This window comes from Kitasatospora sp. NPDC001660 (genome assembly GCF_053596725.1).
The window spans coordinates 74,341-90,519 of sequence record NZ_JBSFGU010000009.1 but is presented as its reverse complement, the minus strand read 5'-3'; the positions used below and the strand labels follow the sequence as shown (position 1 = coordinate 90,519).

16 protein-coding genes are annotated in these 16,179 nt (G+C 73.8%); 11 read left to right on the top strand and 5 right to left on the bottom strand.

Annotation, left to right across the window (positions count from 1 at the left end; genetic code table 11):
• Positions 1-43: 43 nt before the first annotated feature.
• Positions 44-1,105: an ATP-dependent DNA ligase gene (locus tag ACWCXH_RS12810; protein WP_449801433.1), complete on the bottom strand. Its 1,062-nt coding sequence runs from the start codon at positions 1,103-1,105 to the stop codon at positions 44-46.
• 66 nt (positions 1,106-1,171) lie between these two features.
• On the opposite strand from ACWCXH_RS12810, the gene ligD reads away from it, so the two are divergent.
• Genes ligD through ACWCXH_RS12795 form a run of 3 tightly spaced genes read left to right on the top strand, consistent with a single transcriptional unit; the run spans position 1,172 to position 3,504 of the window.
• Positions 1,172-2,182, top strand: coding sequence for a non-homologous end-joining DNA ligase (gene ligD, locus ACWCXH_RS12805; protein WP_449801432.1), 1,011 nt, complete (start codon positions 1,172-1,174; stop codon positions 2,180-2,182).
• Between the two features lie 31 nt (positions 2,183-2,213).
• Entirely contained in the window at positions 2,214-2,816 is a 603-nt protein-coding gene (locus tag ACWCXH_RS12800) for a class I SAM-dependent methyltransferase (RefSeq protein ID WP_449801431.1), read from the top strand.
• A 37-nt stretch (positions 2,817-2,853) separates the two neighbouring features.
• Positions 2,854-3,504 carry a GNAT family N-acetyltransferase gene (locus ACWCXH_RS12795; protein WP_449801430.1) on the top strand — a complete coding sequence of 217 codons (651 nt, stop codon included), beginning with the start codon at positions 2,854-2,856 and terminating at the stop codon, positions 3,502-3,504.
• Positions 3,505-3,557: 53 nt separating this feature from the next.
• Here ACWCXH_RS12795 and ACWCXH_RS12790 read toward each other — a convergent pair whose 3' ends face one another.
• Complete coding sequence (locus ACWCXH_RS12790) at positions 3,558-4,766, bottom strand: 8-amino-7-oxononanoate synthase (RefSeq protein ID WP_449801429.1); 1,209 nt, start codon at positions 4,764-4,766, stop codon at positions 3,558-3,560.
• A 194-nt stretch (positions 4,767-4,960) separates the two neighbouring features.
• Here ACWCXH_RS12790 and ACWCXH_RS12785 point away from each other — a divergent pair, with 194 nt between their 5' ends.
• Positions 4,961-7,453 carry a DEAD/DEAH box helicase gene (locus ACWCXH_RS12785; RefSeq protein WP_449801561.1) on the top strand — a complete coding sequence of 831 codons (2,493 nt, stop codon included), beginning with the start codon at positions 4,961-4,963 and terminating at the stop codon, positions 7,451-7,453.
• 62 nt (positions 7,454-7,515) lie between these two features.
• Here ACWCXH_RS12785 and ACWCXH_RS12780 read toward each other — a convergent pair whose 3' ends face one another.
• Positions 7,516-8,349, bottom strand: a complete 834-nt coding sequence (locus ACWCXH_RS12780) for a hypothetical protein (protein WP_449801428.1) — start codon at positions 8,347-8,349, stop codon at positions 7,516-7,518.
• A 271-nt stretch (positions 8,350-8,620) separates the two neighbouring features.
• Here ACWCXH_RS12780 and bioB point away from each other — a divergent pair, with 271 nt between their 5' ends.
• The 4 genes from bioB (at position 8,621) to ACWCXH_RS12760 (ending at position 12,473) form a co-directional block, all read left to right on the top strand.
• Positions 8,621-9,868: a biotin synthase BioB gene (bioB, locus tag ACWCXH_RS12775; protein WP_449801427.1), complete on the top strand. Its 1,248-nt coding sequence runs from the start codon at positions 8,621-8,623 to the stop codon at positions 9,866-9,868.
• A 28-nt stretch (positions 9,869-9,896) separates the two neighbouring features.
• Positions 9,897-11,219 carry an adenosylmethionine--8-amino-7-oxononanoate transaminase gene (locus ACWCXH_RS12770; protein ID WP_449801426.1) on the top strand — a complete coding sequence of 441 codons (1,323 nt, stop codon included), beginning with the start codon at positions 9,897-9,899 and terminating at the stop codon, positions 11,217-11,219.
• Positions 11,216-11,950: a dethiobiotin synthase gene (bioD, locus tag ACWCXH_RS12765; RefSeq protein WP_449801425.1), complete on the top strand. Its 735-nt coding sequence runs from the start codon at positions 11,216-11,218 to the stop codon at positions 11,948-11,950. Before ACWCXH_RS12770 ends, bioD begins: the two co-directional genes overlap by 4 nt.
• Positions 11,951-12,026: 76 nt before the next feature.
• Positions 12,027-12,473 carry a hypothetical protein gene (locus ACWCXH_RS12760; protein ID WP_449801424.1) on the top strand — a complete coding sequence of 149 codons (447 nt, stop codon included), beginning with the start codon at positions 12,027-12,029 and terminating at the stop codon, positions 12,471-12,473.
• A 132-nt stretch (positions 12,474-12,605) separates the two neighbouring features.
• On the opposite strand, the gene ACWCXH_RS12755 is transcribed toward ACWCXH_RS12760, so the two are convergent.
• Positions 12,606-13,574 carry an NADP-dependent oxidoreductase gene (locus ACWCXH_RS12755; RefSeq protein ID WP_449801423.1) on the bottom strand — a complete coding sequence of 323 codons (969 nt, stop codon included), beginning with the start codon at positions 13,572-13,574 and terminating at the stop codon, positions 12,606-12,608.
• Between the two features lie 140 nt (positions 13,575-13,714).
• Here ACWCXH_RS12755 and ACWCXH_RS12750 point away from each other — a divergent pair, with 140 nt between their 5' ends.
• The gene (locus tag ACWCXH_RS12750; RefSeq protein WP_449801422.1) at positions 13,715-13,876 is read left to right on the top strand and encodes a winged helix-turn-helix transcriptional regulator; all 162 of its coding nucleotides are present in this window, start codon (positions 13,715-13,717) and stop codon (positions 13,874-13,876) included.
• Positions 13,877-13,951: 75 nt separating this feature from the next.
• Complete coding sequence (locus ACWCXH_RS12745) at positions 13,952-14,803, top strand: polysaccharide deacetylase family protein (RefSeq protein WP_449801421.1); 852 nt, start codon at positions 13,952-13,954, stop codon at positions 14,801-14,803.
• Positions 14,804-14,903: 100 nt separating this feature from the next.
• Here ACWCXH_RS12745 and ACWCXH_RS12740 read toward each other — a convergent pair whose 3' ends face one another.
• Entirely contained in the window at positions 14,904-15,272 is a 369-nt protein-coding gene (locus ACWCXH_RS12740; protein WP_449801420.1) for a MerR family transcriptional regulator, read from the bottom strand.
• 114 nt (positions 15,273-15,386) lie between these two features.
• Between ACWCXH_RS12740 and ACWCXH_RS12735 the strand changes: the two genes are divergently transcribed.
• A complete protein-coding gene (locus tag ACWCXH_RS12735; protein ID WP_449801419.1) occupies positions 15,387-16,172 on the top strand; it encodes an amidohydrolase family protein in 786 nt (261 codons plus the stop codon).
• The last annotated feature ends 7 nt before the right edge of the window (positions 16,173-16,179 follow it).

The following is a 16,179-nucleotide window of genomic DNA, read 5'->3' as shown; positions in this document are numbered from 1 at the left end:
GAAGGCGCGAACCGCCCTGTCGGTTCGCGCCTTCGGAGGTCCGTCACCTGCCCAGCACCTGGCTGAGGTCGTACGAGACCGGCTCCTCCAGCTGCGCGTACGTGCAGCTCTCCGGCGTGCGGTCGGGGCGCCAGCGGCGGAACTGCGCGGTGTGCCGGAAGCGCGTGCCCTCCATGTGGTCGTACGCGACCTCGACCACCCGCTCCGGGCGCAGCGCGACCCAGGAGAGGTCCTTGCCGCCGGTCCAGCGGCTGACCGCCCCCGGCAGCCGTCCGTCCGCGTGCGCGGCCTCGTCCGCCCAGGCGCCCCACGGGTGTTCCGACAGGTCCGTCATCCGCAGCGGCGCCAGTTCCTCGGCCAGCTCGCGGCGGCGGGCCATCGAGAACGCGGCGCACACGCCGACGTGCTGGAGCCGCCCCTCGGCATCGTTGATGCCGAGCAGCAGCGAGCCGACGACCGGGCCGCTCTTGTGCTCGCGGTAGCCGGCCACGACGCAGTCGGCGGTGCGCTCGTGCTTGATCTTGAACATGGTCCGCTCGCCCGGCCGGTACGGCTGGTCCAGCGGCTTGGCCATCACCCCGTCCAGGCCCGCGCCCTCGTACTCGGCGAACCAGCTCTGCGCGAGCTCGCGGTCGGTGGAGGCCGGGGCGGTGAACACCGGGTCGGCGGCGGCGTCGAGCGCCGCCTCCAGCGCCTGGCGGCGCACCGACAGCGGCTCGTCCAGCAGCGACACGTCGCCGAGCGCGAGCAGGTCGAAGGCGACGAACGAGGCGGGCGTCCGCTCGGCCAGCAGCTTCACCCGGCTCGCGGCCGGGTGGATGCGCTCCAGCAGCTCCTCGAACCGCAGCCGGCCGTCCCGGGCGATCACCACCTCGCCGTCCAGCACGCAGCGCGGCGCCAGCTCGCGCCTGAACGCCTCGACGAGCTCGGGGAAGTACCTGGTCAGCGGCTTTCCGGTGCGGCTGCCGAGCTCGACGTCGTCGCCGTCGCGGAACACGATCGTGCGGAAGCCGTCCCACTTGGCCTCGTACTGCATCCCCGGCGGGATCCTCGCCACCGACTTGGCGAGCATCGGCGCCACCGGCGGCATCACGGGCAGGTCCATGCCTCCGATCCTCGCGCGCGGCCCGAAAAGGCGCGCGGCGGGCGCGGCGCACCTAGCGTGAGAGGCATGGGCTCAGCCGTGGAACTGGATGTCGCCGGGCGCACCGTCCGGCTGTCGAATCCGGACAAGGTGTACTACCCCGAGCGCGGGTTCACCAAGCTGGACGTCGCGCAGTACTACCTGGCCGTCGCCGACGGCGTGCTGCGCGGGCTGCGCGACCGGCCGACCACGCTGCAGCGCTTCCCGGACGGCGTCGAGGGCGAGTTCTTCTACCAGAAGCGCGCCCCCAAGGGCCTGCCGGACTGGCTGCCCACCGCCCGGATCGACTTCCCCAGCGGCCGCTCCGCCGACGAGATCTGCCCCACCGAGCCCGCCGCCGTCCTGTGGGCGGCGAACCTGGGCTGCCTCACCTTCCACCCCTGGCCGGTCCGGCGCGGCGACACCGACCACATCGACGAGCTGCGCATCGACCTCGACCCGCAGCCCGGCACCGGCTTCCACGACGCCGTCCGCGCCGCCCACGAACTGCGCGCCCTGCTCGCCGAGTACGGGCTGCGCGGCTGGCCCAAGTCCTCCGGCGGGCGCGGCCTGCACGTCTACGTCCCGCTGGAGCCCGCGTGGACGTTCACCGACGGCCGGCACGCGGTGATCGCGCTCGGGCGGGTGCTCGAACAGCGCATGCCGGGCCGGGTCACCACGGCGTGGTGGAAGGAGGAGCGCGGCGAGCGCATCTTCGTCGACTACAACCAGATGGCCCGCGACCGCACCATCGCCTCCGCCTACTCGCTGCGCGCCCGCCCCCGCGCCACCGCCTCCACCCCGCTGCGCTGGGAGGAGCTCGACGACGCCTCCCCCGAGGACTTCGACCTGCGGACCGTCCCCGCCCGCTTCGCCGAACTCGGCGACCCGAACGCGGAGATGGAGGGCGAGGCCTTCCGCCTGGACGCGCTGCTGGAACTGTACGAGAAGCAACTGCGCGACGAGGGCCTCGGCGAACTCCCGTACCCGCCCGACCACCCGAAGGCCGAGGGCGAGCCGACCAGGGTGCAGCCCAGCCGGGCGAGGAAGAAGAAGTAGTAGCCCGCGGCGCCGGTGACATGATGGCGTGGTGCCGTTCGACCACAACGACCACTACCACCGGCTGCTGCTGCGCTTCCTCCCGCCGGGCGCCCGCCGGGCCCTCGACGTCGGCTGCGGGACGGGCGCGTTCGCGCGGCGGCTCGCGCGGCGGGGCGTGGACGTGGACGCCGTCGACCGGGACGCGTCGGTGATCGCCGCTGCGCGACGTGATGGCGAGCGGGTCAACTTCCGGCAGGCGGACATCACCGGGATCAGCCTGCCGCCCGGCACGTACGACTACGTCTCCTGCCTCGCCAGCCTCCACCACCTGCCCCTCGACACGCTCCGGACGCTGCGGGACGCGCTCGCGCCGGGCGGAGTGCTGGTGGTGCTCGGCTGCTACCGGGAGGAGTCCGCGTGGGACCGGACGGTGAGCCTGGCGGCCGTGCCGGTCAACGCCGTGTGCCGGGCGGCGGTGTTCGGCCGCGAGCGCGTCGTCCGGCCGGCGCGGGCCGCCGTGCCCGCGCCGACCATGGCACCGGCCGGGTCGTTCGCCGAGGTCCGGGCGTTCGCGGAGGAACACCTGCCGGGGTACCGGATGCGGCGGCTACTGTTCTGGCGATACCTGCTGGTGTATCGGGTCGGTCGGTGATCAACTAGGCTCGGCGCACCGGCGGGAAGGGGTGGGGATGGGCACGCGGGGGCTGGCGGAGATTCTCACGGACGCGGCGGGCGGGGTCTTCCCGCCGTCGGACGGCTCGGTGACGGTCGTCCCGCAGCCGTCCGAGCGCGAGGCCGGGGTGCTGTCGTTCTCCGCCCACGCGGTGGTCTTCACCGACGAGGACCCGGCCTGGGTGCACTCGACGCTCGCGGCCGTACCGAGTGATCCGCTGGCCGCGCCGCTCTGCCCGCCGTTCCTCACGGCGTTCGCCGAACGCACCGGGCGCGTCGTCAACAACATCGACCTGCTCACCGTCGCCCACCGTCTCCCCGGCCCGCCGCCGCTCCCGCTCGTCCGGGTCGAGGACCGGGAGCACCCGCGCGTGGTGCGGGCCCTGCGCTACCGCGAGGACGTCCGGGTGTTCACCGCCGACGGGGGCGTGCTCGTCCTCGGCCGCGGCGTCGCCGGCCGCTGGGAGGCCGCCGTCGAGGTCGATCCGCGGGCCCGCGGGCGCGGCCTCGGCCGTGCCCTGGCGACGGCCGCGCGGCACCTCGTGCCCGAGGGGGACGTCATCTGGGCGCAGCAGGCGCCCGGCAACGCGACCAGCGTCCGGGCGTTCCAGGCCGCCGGGTACAAGCCGGTCGGCGCGGAGACGCTGCTGGTGGTGGGGCGGCCGTGAGGTCCGGCCGGGCAACCCGTGCGGGTCGTCGACCTCACGCCCTGATCCGGCCGTCAGTTCGCGCGGGCACCCGCCGGAGCGAGGTCGGCGATGGTGCGGACGGCGTGGGCGATCTGGGCGTCCGTCAGGTCACCCCGGGCCGTGAGGCGGAGGCGGGAGATGCCGTCCGGAACGGACGGGGGGCGGAAGCAGCCGACGGCGAGGCCGGCGCGGCGGCAGTCGGCGGCCCAGGTGACGGCGGCCTCCGGGCCGGGGGCGCGGACGGAGACGACGGCGGCGTCCGGTTCGCAGGCCTGCAGTCCCGCCGCGGTGAGCCGGGCGGCGAGCGTGCGGGCGACCTCGCGGGTGCGGTCGGCGCGGTGCGGCTCGGCGCGCAGGAGGCCCAGCGCCGCGAGGGCGGCGCCGGCGGCGGCCGGGGCGAGGCCGGTGTCGAAGATGAAGGTGCGGGCCGTCTCCGTCAGGTGGCGGATGACCCGGCGCGGGCCGAGGACGGCACCGCCCTGGGAGCCGAGGGACTTGGAGAGCGTCACGGTCGCGACGGTGTCCGGCTGCCCGGCGAGGCCGGCCGCGGCGAGGGCCCCGGTGCCGCCGGGGCCGAGGACGCCCAGCCCGTGCGCGTCGTCGACGAGCAGCGCGGCGCCGTGCGCGCGGGCGGCGGAGGAGAGCGCGGGCAGCGGGGCGGCGTCGCCGTCCACCGAGAACACGGAGTCGGTGACGAGCAGCGCCCGCCGCTGCGTCCGCTCCGCGAGCAGCTGCCGGACGGCCTCCGGGTCGCTGTGCGGGGCGCGGTGGACGTCGGCGCGCGCGAGGCGGCAGCCGTCGATGAGCGAGGCGTGGTTGTAGGCGTCGGACACGATGAGGGTGTCCGGGTCGGTGAGCGCGGTGAGCGCGGCGAGGTTGGCGGTGTACCCGGACGAGAAGACCAGCGCGGCCTCCGCGCCGCAGAACTCGGCCAGTTCCTGCTCCAGTTCGGTGTGCAGCGCGGTCGTCCCCGTCACCAGCCGGGACCCCGTCGACCCGCCGCCCCACCGCAGTGCGGCGTCCGCCGCCGCTCGCGTGACCACCGGGTGCCGGGTCAGCCCGAGGTAGTCGTTCCCGGCGAGGTCGAGCAGCCCGTCCTCGGCCTCCCGGCTGCGCAGCGTCCGCGTGAGGCCGGCCTCTGCGCGCAGCGCGGCGGCCTCGTCCAGCCAGTCGAAGACCCCCGCCGGCGGGCGGACGTCGTGGTGCGGTGCGGACGCTTCGGGTGCGAGAGGATGGGCCATGCCCGGCACTCTGGCACGCGTGCCGATCACCGGGCAATGTGCGACTCGGCACATGATCGGTGCCTCCGGCTGTGGAGGCCGTGCAGGGGGTCCGCCTCGCCGGGTGTGCGCCCGCTGTGGCGTCGCAGGGGGATCGGGCTTTGCCCGGGGTGGCGGCCAGCAGGCAAGATAGCGGGGTGAGCCTCCTTGATCTGATGCCGAAGCCCGCCACGCCCGATGCGCTGTACGAGACGTTCGCAGCCTGGGCGGAGGAGCGGGGGATCACGCTGTACCCGGCGCAGGAGGAGGCGCTGATCGAGCTGGTGTCGGGGAACAACGTCATCCTCGCGACGCCGACCGGGTCGGGCAAGAGCCTGGTGGCGGCGGGGGCGCACTTCGCGGCGCTGGCCGCGGGGCAGCGGACGTTCTACACCGCCCCGATCAAGGCGCTGGTGTCGGAGAAGTTCTTCGACCTGGTCAAGATGTTCGGCACCGAGCAGGTCGGCATGATGACCGGCGACGCGAGCGTGAACCCGACCGCGCCGATCATCTGCTGCACGGCCGAGGTGCTGGCGCAGATCGCGCTGCGCGACGGCGCCCGGGCGGACATCGGGCAGGTCGTCATGGACGAGTTCCACTTCTACGCGGAGCCGGACCGCGGCTGGGCGTGGCAGATCCCGCTGCTGGAGCTGCCGCAGGCGCAGTTCCTGCTGATGTCCGCGACGCTCGGCGACGTGCGCCGGTTCGAGGAGGACCTGACCCGTCGCACCGGCCGGCCCACCACCGTCGTGCGCAACGCGACGCGCCCGGTGCCGCTGTTCTACGAGTACCGCCGCACCACGATGCACGACACGCTGGAGGAGCTGCTGAAGACCGGCCAGGCGCCGGTCTACGTCGTGCACTTCACGCAGAAGGAGGCGGTGGAGCGGGCGCAGTCGCTGATGAGCATCAACATGTGCTCGAAGGCGGAGAAGGACGCCATCGCCGACCTGATCGGCAACTTCCGCTTCACCACCAAGTTCGGCCGCAACCTGTCCCGTTACGTGCGGCACGGCATCGGCGTGCACCACGCGGGCATGCTGCCGAAGTACCGTCGGCTGGTCGAACGCCTCGCCCAGGCGGGCCTGTTGAAGGTCATCTGCGGGACGGACACGCTCGGCGTCGGCGTCAACGTGCCGATCCGCACGGTGCTGTTCACGGCGCTCTCGAAGTACGACGGCAACCGGGTCCGGATCCTGCGCGCCCGCGAGTTCCACCAGATCGCCGGGCGGGCCGGGCGGGCCGGGTTCGACACCGTCGGCCAGGTGGTGGCGCAGGCGCCGGAGCACGTGATCGAGAACGACAAGGCGATCGCCAAGGCCGGGGACGATCCGAAGAAGAAGCGCAAGGTCGTCCGGAAGAAGGCCCCGGAGGGCTTCGTCGGCTGGACCGAGGAGACCTTCGACAAGCTGATCGCCGCCGATCCGGAGCCGCTGGTCTCGCGCTTCAAGGTGAGCCACGCGATGCTGCTGTCGGTGATCGGCCGCCCTGGCAACGCCTTCGAGGCCATGCGCAAGCTCCTCACCGACAACCACGAGGACCGGGCGGCGCAGCGCCGCCACATCCGCACCGCGATCGCGATCTACCGCTCGCTGCTGGAGGGCGGCGTGGTGGAGCGGCTGCCGGAGCCGGACGCCGAGGGCCGGATCGTACGCCTCACCCTGGACCTCCAGGAGAACTTCGCGCTCAACCAGCCGCTGTCCACCTTCGCGCTGGCCTCCTTCGAGCTCCTCGACCCGGCCTCGCCGTCGTACGCGATGGACGTCGTCTCCGTCGTCGAGGCCACGCTCGACGACCCGCGCCAGATCCTCGCCTCGCAGCAGAACAAGGCGCGCGGCGAGGCCGTCGGCGAGATGAAGCGCGACGGGATCGAGTACGAGGAGCGGATGGAGCGGCTGCAGGAGATCACGTACCCGAAGCCGCTGGAGGAGCTGCTCACCCACGCCTACGAGGTGTACCGCCGGGCGCACCCGTGGATCGGCGACCACCAGCTCGCGCCGAAGTCCGTCGTCCGCGACCTGTACGAGCGGGCGATGACGTTCTCCGACTACGTCGGCCACTACGAGCTCGCCCGGACCGAGGGCATCGTGCTGCGCTACCTCGCGGGCGCGTACAAGGCGCTGGAGCAGACCGTCCCCGACGACATCAAGACCGACGACCTCAAGGACGTCATCGCCTGGCTCGGCGAGCTGGTCCGCCAGGTCGACTCCAGCCTGCTCGACGAGTGGGAGCAGCTCGCCAACCCGACCGAGCCGCAGGCCGCCGAGGTGAGGCTGGACGACAAGCCGGCGCCGGTCACCGCGAACGCGCGGGCGTTCCGCGTGCTGGTGCGCAACGAGATGTTCCGCCGCGTGGAACTGTGCGCGCTGGAGCACTACGAGGAACTCGGCGACCTGGACGGCGAGTACGGCTGGGACGCGGACCGCTGGGCGGACGCCATGGACGGGTACTGGGAGGAGTACGACGACCTCGGCACCGGCCCGGACGCGCGCGGCCCGAAGATGCTGATCATCGAGGAGGAGGACTCCGCCTGGCGGGTCCGGCAGATCTTCGACGACCCGGAGGGCGACCACGACTGGGGCATCAGCGCGGAGGTCGACCTGTACGGCTCGGACGAGGAGGGCCGCGCGGTGCTGCGGGTGACCTCGGTGGACCGGCTGGGTGGCTGACGGTTCCCAACCGCACGCGAAGGGGGGGCCTGCTCGGACGAGCAGGCCCCCCTTCGGCGCTGTCACATCCAGACGAACTGCGAGCCCGCCGTGTACGACACCGCGCGCGTCGCCTCGTCGAGGATCTGCTCGGGCGTGGGCGCGGGCGCCCCGGACGGCGCCGGGCTCACGGAGGGCGCGGAGTTCGGACTCGCGCTCGGCGTGCGGGCGTCGGAGGGCAGGCGCGAGCTGGTCACCGTCACGTAGTGCCCGACCGCCTCGACCCGCGGCTCGGTGCCGGGCTTGGCGGCGGCAGCGGCCGGGGAGGTGTCCACGTCGGCGTTGGGGAGGATGAAGGCCAGTGCGCCCGGCTTGGCGCGCAGCGCCTCGGCGGCCTTGCCCGCGGCGGCCTGGTCGGTGAAGCGCAGGACGGTGACGCTGCTGAGCACCGGCTTCTCCTGGCCGGTGAAGCTGACGGTCAGGTAGGCCTGGCAGCCGCTGTTCCTGAGGAGTTCCTGGGCGCGGTCCTGCTGCGCCTCGACGCAGTTCTCGCCGCGCCGCACGCCGTTGCGCTTGCCCTTGTAGGCGCCCATCTCGATCGGCCGCTGGGACGGGAAGTACGTCTCGACGTTGAGCGCCTCGGGGTCGGTGGGCGGCGGCGGGGCGCCGACGACCGGCGGGGTCTTGGTCGCGTCCCTGGTGGACGGGCCGAGCCCGGGTATGTAGTCGCCGGGCGTCGGGCGGGTGATGATCCAGCCTCCGGCCACGACCACGCCCACGACGACCGTCCAGCCGACCAGCCGCCGGGCGGTCAGCCGCCTGCCCCGGTACGCGTCGGCGCCCCCGCCGAACCGCTGTCCTGCCTGGCCTGACTGGCCCTCTCCCGGAGTCGGGGTGCGCTCCCCCTGCGTGGTCATGGCGCAGATTCTAAGCAACGGCCGGGTGGCCCAGATCACGGGGTCGGGGATTGTGGATCATCACCCGCTACTGCCGGGCAGCGGCTCGCCACGGGCTGCGTTCGGCCCCGAACGGGCCGCCGTTCACCCCGCGCGTCGGGAATGCCGGCGGGCGCGTGACACGCGTCACTACCGTGAGCTCCGGCACTGTGACAACTCGCACATCCTCCCGCCGATCTTCTGGTGGGTTTGCTCTGGCGTCGGCCGAACACCAGCAGGCAGGATCAGCCCCATGGATCTGCTCGATACCCTCACCGCCAAGGGCCTGCGCGGCGAAGTCCCGACCCGCGAGGAGGCGCTGGCCGTCCTCGCCACCACCGACGACGAGCTGCTGGACGTGGTCGCCGCCGCCGGGAAGGTGCGCCGCCGGTGGTTCGGCCGCCGGGTCAAGCTCAACTACCTGGTGAACCTCAAGAGCGGCCTCTGCCCCGAGGACTGCAGCTACTGCTCGCAGCGCCTGGGCTCCAAGGCCGAGATCCTCAAGTACACCTGGCTGAAGCCGGAGCAGGCCGCGGACGCGGCGCGCGCCGGTGTCGCGGGCGGCGCCAAGCGCGTCTGTCTGGTGGCCAGCGGCCGCGGCCCGACGGACCGCGACATCGACCGCGTCACCGACACCATGGCCGCCATCAAGGAGGCCGACCCCGCGGTCGAGATCTGCGTCTGCCTGGGCCTGCTCTCCGACAACCAGGCGGAGCGGCTGAAGGCGGCCGGCGCCGACGCCTACAACCACAACCTCAACACCTCCGAGAACACCTACGGGGACATCGCCACCACCCACACCTACGCGGACCGGGTGGACACCGTGCAGAAGGCGCACGGCGCCGGGCTGTCCGCCTGCTCGGGCCTGATCGCGGGCATGGGCGAGACGGACGAGGACCTGGTCGACGTCGTCTTCGCGCTGCGCGAGCTGGGCTCGGACTCCGTCCCGGTCAACTTCCTCATCCCGTTCGAGGGCACGCCGCTCGCCCAGGAGTGGAACCTCACGCCGCAGCGCTGCCTGCGCATCCTCGCGATGGTCCGCTTCGTCAACCCGGACACCGAGGTTCGGATCGCCGGCGGGCGCGAGGTCCACCTGCGCTCGATGCAGCCGCTCGGCCTGCACATCGCCAACTCGATCTTCCTCGGCGACTACCTGACCAGCGAGGGGCAGGCCGGGCAGGCCGACCTCGACATGATCAAGGACGCGGGCTTCGAGGTCGAGGGCGCGGGCGAGGCCACGCTGCCGCGCCACCGGGCCGACATCGCCGCCGCCTCGGCGTGCGGCACGACGGCCTCCGGGTGCGGCACGGCCGCGTCGGCCTGCGGCAGCGGCGGCGGGTGCGGCCCGTGCGGCGGGCACGCGCACTCCGACGTGCCGCAGGGCGTACCGGCGGAGGTCCCGGCCGCGGCCGGCGCCACCGACCCGGCCGACGGGCTGCGCAGCGACCTGGTCAAGGTCCGCCGCCGCGGCGCCGGCACCGAACTCGCGCCCAACGCCTGACCGTCCGATCGTTCAGGAGAGATCTCACATGCCTTCCCGGTTGTCCCCGGACCAGCTGTCCGCGGACACGCTGCTCGCCCTCGACCGCGCGCACGTCTGGCACCCGTACGGCCCGATGCCCGGCACCGCCACCCCGTTCGTGGTGGAGTCGGCCTCCGGCGTCCGGCTGCGGCTCGCCGAACCCGTCGCGGGCGGGCGGCGCGAGCTCGTCGACGGGATGTCGTCCTGGTGGGCGGCCATCCACGGGTACCGGCACCCGGTGCTCGACGAGGCCGTCCGGGACCAGCTGGGGCGGATGAGCCACGTGATGTTCGGCGGGCTCACCCACGAGCCCGCCGTCCGGCTGGCGGCCCGGCTGGTGGAGATCACGCCGGAGCCGCTGCAGCACGTCTTCCTCGCCGACTCCGGTTCGGTCGCGGTCGAGGTCGCGATGAAGATGTGCCTCCAGTACTGGCAGTCCACCGGCCGCCCGCAAAAGCGCCGGCTGCTGACCTGGCGCGGCGGCTACCACGGTGACACGTTCCACCCGATGTCCGTCTGCGACCCCGACGGCGGCATGCACCACCTGTGGGGCGGGGTGCTGCCCGGACAGCTCTTCGCGCCGGAGCCGCCGGCCGGGTTCGACGAGCCGCTCGATCCCGAGTACGCCCTGACGTTCGAGGCGCTGATGGAGCGGCACGCGGACGAGCTGGCCGCCGTCATCGTCGAGCCGGTCGTCCAGGGCGCGGGCGGGATGCGGTTCCACTCCCCCGCCTACCTGCGGATGCTGCGCGAACTGTGCGACCGGTACGGGGTGCTGCTCGTCTTCGACGAGATCGCGACCGGATTCGGCCGCAGCGGCGCCCTGTTCGCCGCCGGGCACGCGGGCGTCTCGCCCGACGTCATGTGCCTCGGCAAGGCGATCACCGGCGGGTACCTGACGCTGGCCGCCGCGCTGTGCACGGGCGAGATCGCGGACGGGATCAGCCGCGGCGAGATGCCGGTGCTGGCCCACGGGCCGACGTTCATGGGCAACCCGCTGGCCTGCGCGGTCGCCAACGCCTCGATCGACCTGCTGCTCGGCCAGGACTGGCAGGTCGAGGTGAAGCGCGTCGAGACGGGCCTGACGGACGGGCTCGCGCCCGCCGAGGGCGTGCCCGGCGTGCGCGACGTGCGCGTCCGGGGCGCCATCGGGGTGGTGCAGTTGGACCACCCGGTGGACGTCGCCGCCGCCACCGAGGCGGCCGCCCGCGAGGGCGTCTGGCTGCGCCCCTTCCGGGACCTGATCTACACCATGCCCCCTTACGTGACGAAGGACGAGGACGTGGCACGCATCGCGGCCGCCGTGACCGCCGCGGCGGTGGCGGGATGAGCGCGCGGATCCTGTTCGTCACCGGGACGAACACCGAGGTCGGCAAGACCGTCGCCACGGCGGCCGTCGCCTCGGCGGCCCTGCGGGGCGGCCTGCGCGTCGCGGTGCTCAAGCCCGGCCAGACCGGCGTCGCGCCCGGCGAGCCCGGGGACGCGGCGGAAGTCCGGCGCCTGGCGGGCGATCTGACGGACCGTGAGCTCGTGCGCTACCCCGAGCCGCTCGCCCCGGACACGGCAGCCCGCCGGGCCGGGATGCCGTGCCTGACGCCCGCCGAAGTCGTCACCGCCGTCCGCGAGTTGGCCGCCGGGCACGACCTGGTCCTGGTCGAGGGCGCGGGGGGCCTGCTCGTCCGCTACGACGAGGACGGCCGGACGCTCGCCGACCAGGCACGGGCCGTGCTGGACGCCGGGCTGCCCGCCGAGGTGCTCCTGGTCGCGTCGGCCGGGCTCGGCACGCTGAACATCGTCGCACTGTCGGCGGAGGCCCTCGCGGCGCGCCGGCTGCCGCTCGCGGGCGTGGTCGTCGGCTCCTGGCCGGCCGAGCCGGGCCTCGCCGAGCGCTGCAACCTCGTCGACCTACCGCGCTCGGCCGGCGCCCCGCTGCTCGGCGCGCTCCCCGAACGCGCCGGTGCGGCCCCCGACTTCGCCGCGCTGGCCCTCGCCTCGCTGGCCCCGGAACTGGGCGGCACGTGGGATGCGGAGCAGTTCACGCGGGCCCACCGGCCGGAATGAGTCCGGCTTCGCTCGAAGGTGTGATGTCGGCCCTCGAACCACGTGCGGACCGGTGCGGCTCAATACCGTTCTTCCCATGACAGACGGGCTGACGGTAGACGAGGCTCTGCGAGCCTTGGCCGCCCTGGAGGCGGCGTGGAAGGACGACGACGAGGCCCTGTCCGCCCTCTGCGCGGGCGGGCCGGGCGAGCGCGCCCTGCCGGCGCTGGTGGCGGCGTACGGCGAGCACGCACTGGACACGCTCATGGCGCTCGCCTTCGGCCTGCGCTCGACGATGAGCGACGAGGAGATCGCCGAGCTGTCGGACGCGGTGAGCGCCAACATCGGCGCCCGGATGAGCGCCCTGCTCGCCCGGGCGCTCATGGCGTGGGGCGCGGCGGCGGCGCCGAACGACCTGGTGGTGACGAAGGCCATCGCCCGCGTGGTGATCGACGCGATGCGGGCGGTCACGGAGGATCCGAACAAGACCGAGGTCCTTCCCCTGCTCGCGACCTTCCGCACGTACGCGCTGAACAACCCGTGACCGTCCGGTCGGGGCGGCGGCCCTGCGGACCCCGCCCCGACACCGTCCAGGGCGCCGGACGGTCGGTCGGTGACGGTCGGTCGGTGACGGTCGGTCGGTGACGGTCGGTCGGTGACGGTCAGTCGGTGACGGTCAGTCGGTGACGGTCAGGACGAGCTTGCCGCGGGTGCGGCCGGCCTCGCCGCGGGTGTGGGCCTCGGCGGCCCGCTCCAGCGGGAAGGTCTCCTCCACCTCGACGGCGACCTCTCCGGCGTCGATCAGCCCGGCGATCGCGGTCAGCGCGGTGCCGTCCGGCTCGACCAGGAACGGGGTCACCCGCACGCCCGCCGCCTCGGCGGCCCGTGCCAGCTCCGGGGAGACGCCGGCCGGGACCGCGACCAGCAGGCCGCCGGGGCGCAGCACCTTGAGCGAGCGGGTGCTGGTGCTGTCGTGGGCGTCGCCCACCAGGTCGATGACGACGTCGACGTCGGCGACGGCGTCCTCGAAGCGGGTGGCGGTGTAGTCGACGGCCTCGTCCGCGCCGAGCTCCTTGAGCCAGGGGTGGCGGGCGGCGCTCGCGGTGGCGATCACGTGGGCGCCCAGGTGGTGGGCGAACTGGACGGCGAAGTGGCCGACGCCGCCCGCCGCGGCGGTGACCAGGACCCGCTGGCCGGGCTGCACGTGGGCGGTGTCGACGAGGGCCTGCCAGGCGGTCAGCGCCGCGAGCGGCACGGCGGCGGCGTGCACGTGGTCGAGGGTGGCGGGCTTGCGGGCGAACTGGCGGGCCGGGGCGGTGACGTACTCGGAGTAGGCGCCCGCGACGCGCGGGAACCACGGCATGCCGTAGACCTCGTCGCCCGCCTTCAGGGTGGTCACGCCGAAGCCGACCTCCTCGACGACGCCCGACACGTCCCACCCGAGGGTGAACGGCGGCTCGCCGAGCACGCCGGCCATGCCGGAGCCGGCGCGGGTCTTCCAGTCCACCGGGTTGACACCGGCTGCGCGCACCCGCACCAGCACCTCGGTGGGCAGCGGCACCGGGCGCGGCGCCCGCTCGACCCGCAGCACCTCCGGGCCGCCGAAACCGTCCTGGACCACCGTGCGCATCGTGTCTGCGGACATGCGAACTCTCCTGAAACGACGTTTCCGGGGAGGCCGTTGGCGGCCTCCCCACTGACGTCGGCGACGCTATCCCCAGGGGTATGGTTACCTTCAAGGCCTATTACTTCCCTTTAGGAAGTAACCTGGCGAGGAGAGTAGGCATGGCAACCCTCGACCGCATGGTCTACCCGGCCGTCCCGCTGCACGTCGAGTACTCCCTCACCGACCTCGGCCGCAGCGCCGCCATCCCGCTCAACCAGCTGCGCGGCTGGGTCGAGGAGAACCTCGACCGCGTCTTCCGGGCGGAGCCCGTCGCGCGGTAGACAGTGATCATCGGAACCGCCGCACGTCGCGGCGGCGTCGGGGAGCAGCAGGACCGAGACGTGGGGAGAGGGCTCATGGGGATACGGCGACCGGGACGGGCGGGCGGCCAGGCGGTGGCGCGGCGGCAGCTGCTGACGTGGGCGGCGACGGGGGCCGCGGTACTCGGGACCGGGGGCGCGCTGGCCGGGTGCAGCAGTTCCGGGTCCGCGAGCGCGGACAACGCGAACGGGGACTCGCCGAACGACTCCTTCTCCCCGGCCGCGCCGACCGACCCGCCCGCCGTCCCGGGGCTGCCGGTGCCGTCGGCCACGCCGGTCGGGGTGCGCACCAAGCCGGTCTTCAAGATCCACGACCTGCTGCCCGACGCCCCGTCCAACGCGGTCGCGCTGACCATCGACGACGGCCCGAGCCGGCAGTACACCCCGCAGGTGCTCCAATTGCTGCGCAAGTACGACATCCGGGCCACGTTCTCGGTGGTCGGCAGCGAGGCGCACGCCAACAAGGACGTCATCAAGCAGATCGCCGCGGACGGCCACACCCTGGCCAACCACACCATGACGCACCCCCAGCCGTTCTCGCACCGCAGCGCCGCCCAGATCCGGCAGCAGCTCACCGACACGCAGTCCGTCGTCGTCGACGCCGGCGCCCCCGTGCCGACGCTGTTCCGCTCGCCCGGCGGCGACTGGTCCCCGACGGTCTTCGAGGAGGCCGCGCGCCTCGGCCTGACCCCGATCGACTGGGACGTGGACCCGCGGGACTGGGCCCGGCCCGGCGTCAACAAGATCACCGAGAAGCTGCTGGCCGCCAAGCCCGGCGACATCCTGCTCTGCCACGACGGCGGCGGCGACCGCTCGCAGACGCTCGAAGCCCTGCGCTCGGTGCTGCCGGCGCTCAAGGCCAAGGGCTACGCGTTCGTCACCCTGTGACCGGCCCGCGTCTCGCCGTGAGCCGTGACCCGTCGCCGGTCTCGTTCCCGAGCTTCTCCATGGGCCCGAGCCCATCCCCGTGCGTGAGCAGCCGCCCGGGTCAGGCCGCCGGGGGCAGGCCGGCCGCCTCGGTGGCGGTGATGGCCTGCCGCAGGGCCCGTCGGGCCCGGTCCAACTCCTCGGCACGGCGGTCGAGTTCGTCGAGCTGGGTGCGGAGCTTGCGCAGCACCCCCGGGCACGCCAGCAGCGGGCCGTCCGGCTGGCCGCAGGGCAGGAGCTGCTGGATCGTCCGCGTCGGCAGCCCGGCCGCGAGCAGGGCGCGGATCTGGCGGACGGTCCGCTCGGCGGACGGGTCGAAGTCCCGGTAGCCGTTGGGGAGACGGGCCGACGTGAGCAGACCGACCCGCTCGTAGTAGCGGATCAGGCGCTCGCTCGTCCCGCTGCGCCTGGCCAGTTCGCCGATCCTCATCGCGCCCCCGCTCCCCTGTCCGGCTTGACCTTGTCACGGTGTCAGGGTTACACGCTAGTCGGCGGCGGCGGGAACCCGCCCCTCCCCGCGAACGGCACCGACCAGGAGAATCCGTTGATCATCGACGCGCACAGCCATGTTCACGACCCGGTGCGCAGCCACCTCGCGCTGCTGGACGAGGCGGGCGTCGACCGCGCCGTGCTCTTCGGCACCCGGCCGCACCCGGAGCGGGCCGCCGACCTCGCCTCCTTCAAACGGGAGATGAGCGTGCTGCACGACACGATCAGCGGCCGCTCCGCCGGGGCCGACGCGCACGCGGCGGCGGTGGACGAGCTGGCAGCCGTCTGCGCCGCGCACCCCGACCGGTTCATCGGCTTCGGCAAGGTCCGTCTGGACGTGCCCGCCGAGCGGATCGCCGCCGAGGTGGAGCGGGACGTCGTCGCCCGGGGCTTTCGCGGCATCGGCGAACTGACGCCGCCGCCGGACGGCGCGGGCCTGGTCGAACCGGTGCTGCGCGCCGCCGCCGACCACGGCGCACTGCCCGTCGTCGTGCACGGCTTCGCCCCGACCACCGCCGGCGACATCGCGACGCTCGCCGACCTCGCCCGCCGCCACCCGCGCGTGCCGCTCGTGCTCAGCCAGCTCGGCGGGCTCAACTGGCTGACGGCCATCGAGCTGGCCCGGGAGACCCCGAACCTCTACCTCGAACTGTCCACGGCGAGCGTCGTCCTCGCGGTGCGGCTGGCGATCCGCGAGGTGCCCGACCGGACGCTCTTCGGCTCGGACGCCCCCTACGGCGACCCGGTCGTCACCCGGCAGATGGTCGAGCGCGCGACCCCGCCCGGGGAGCTGCGGGACCGCGTGCTGGGGGGCACGTTCGCCGAACTCCTCGGCCTCTGAGGAGGGT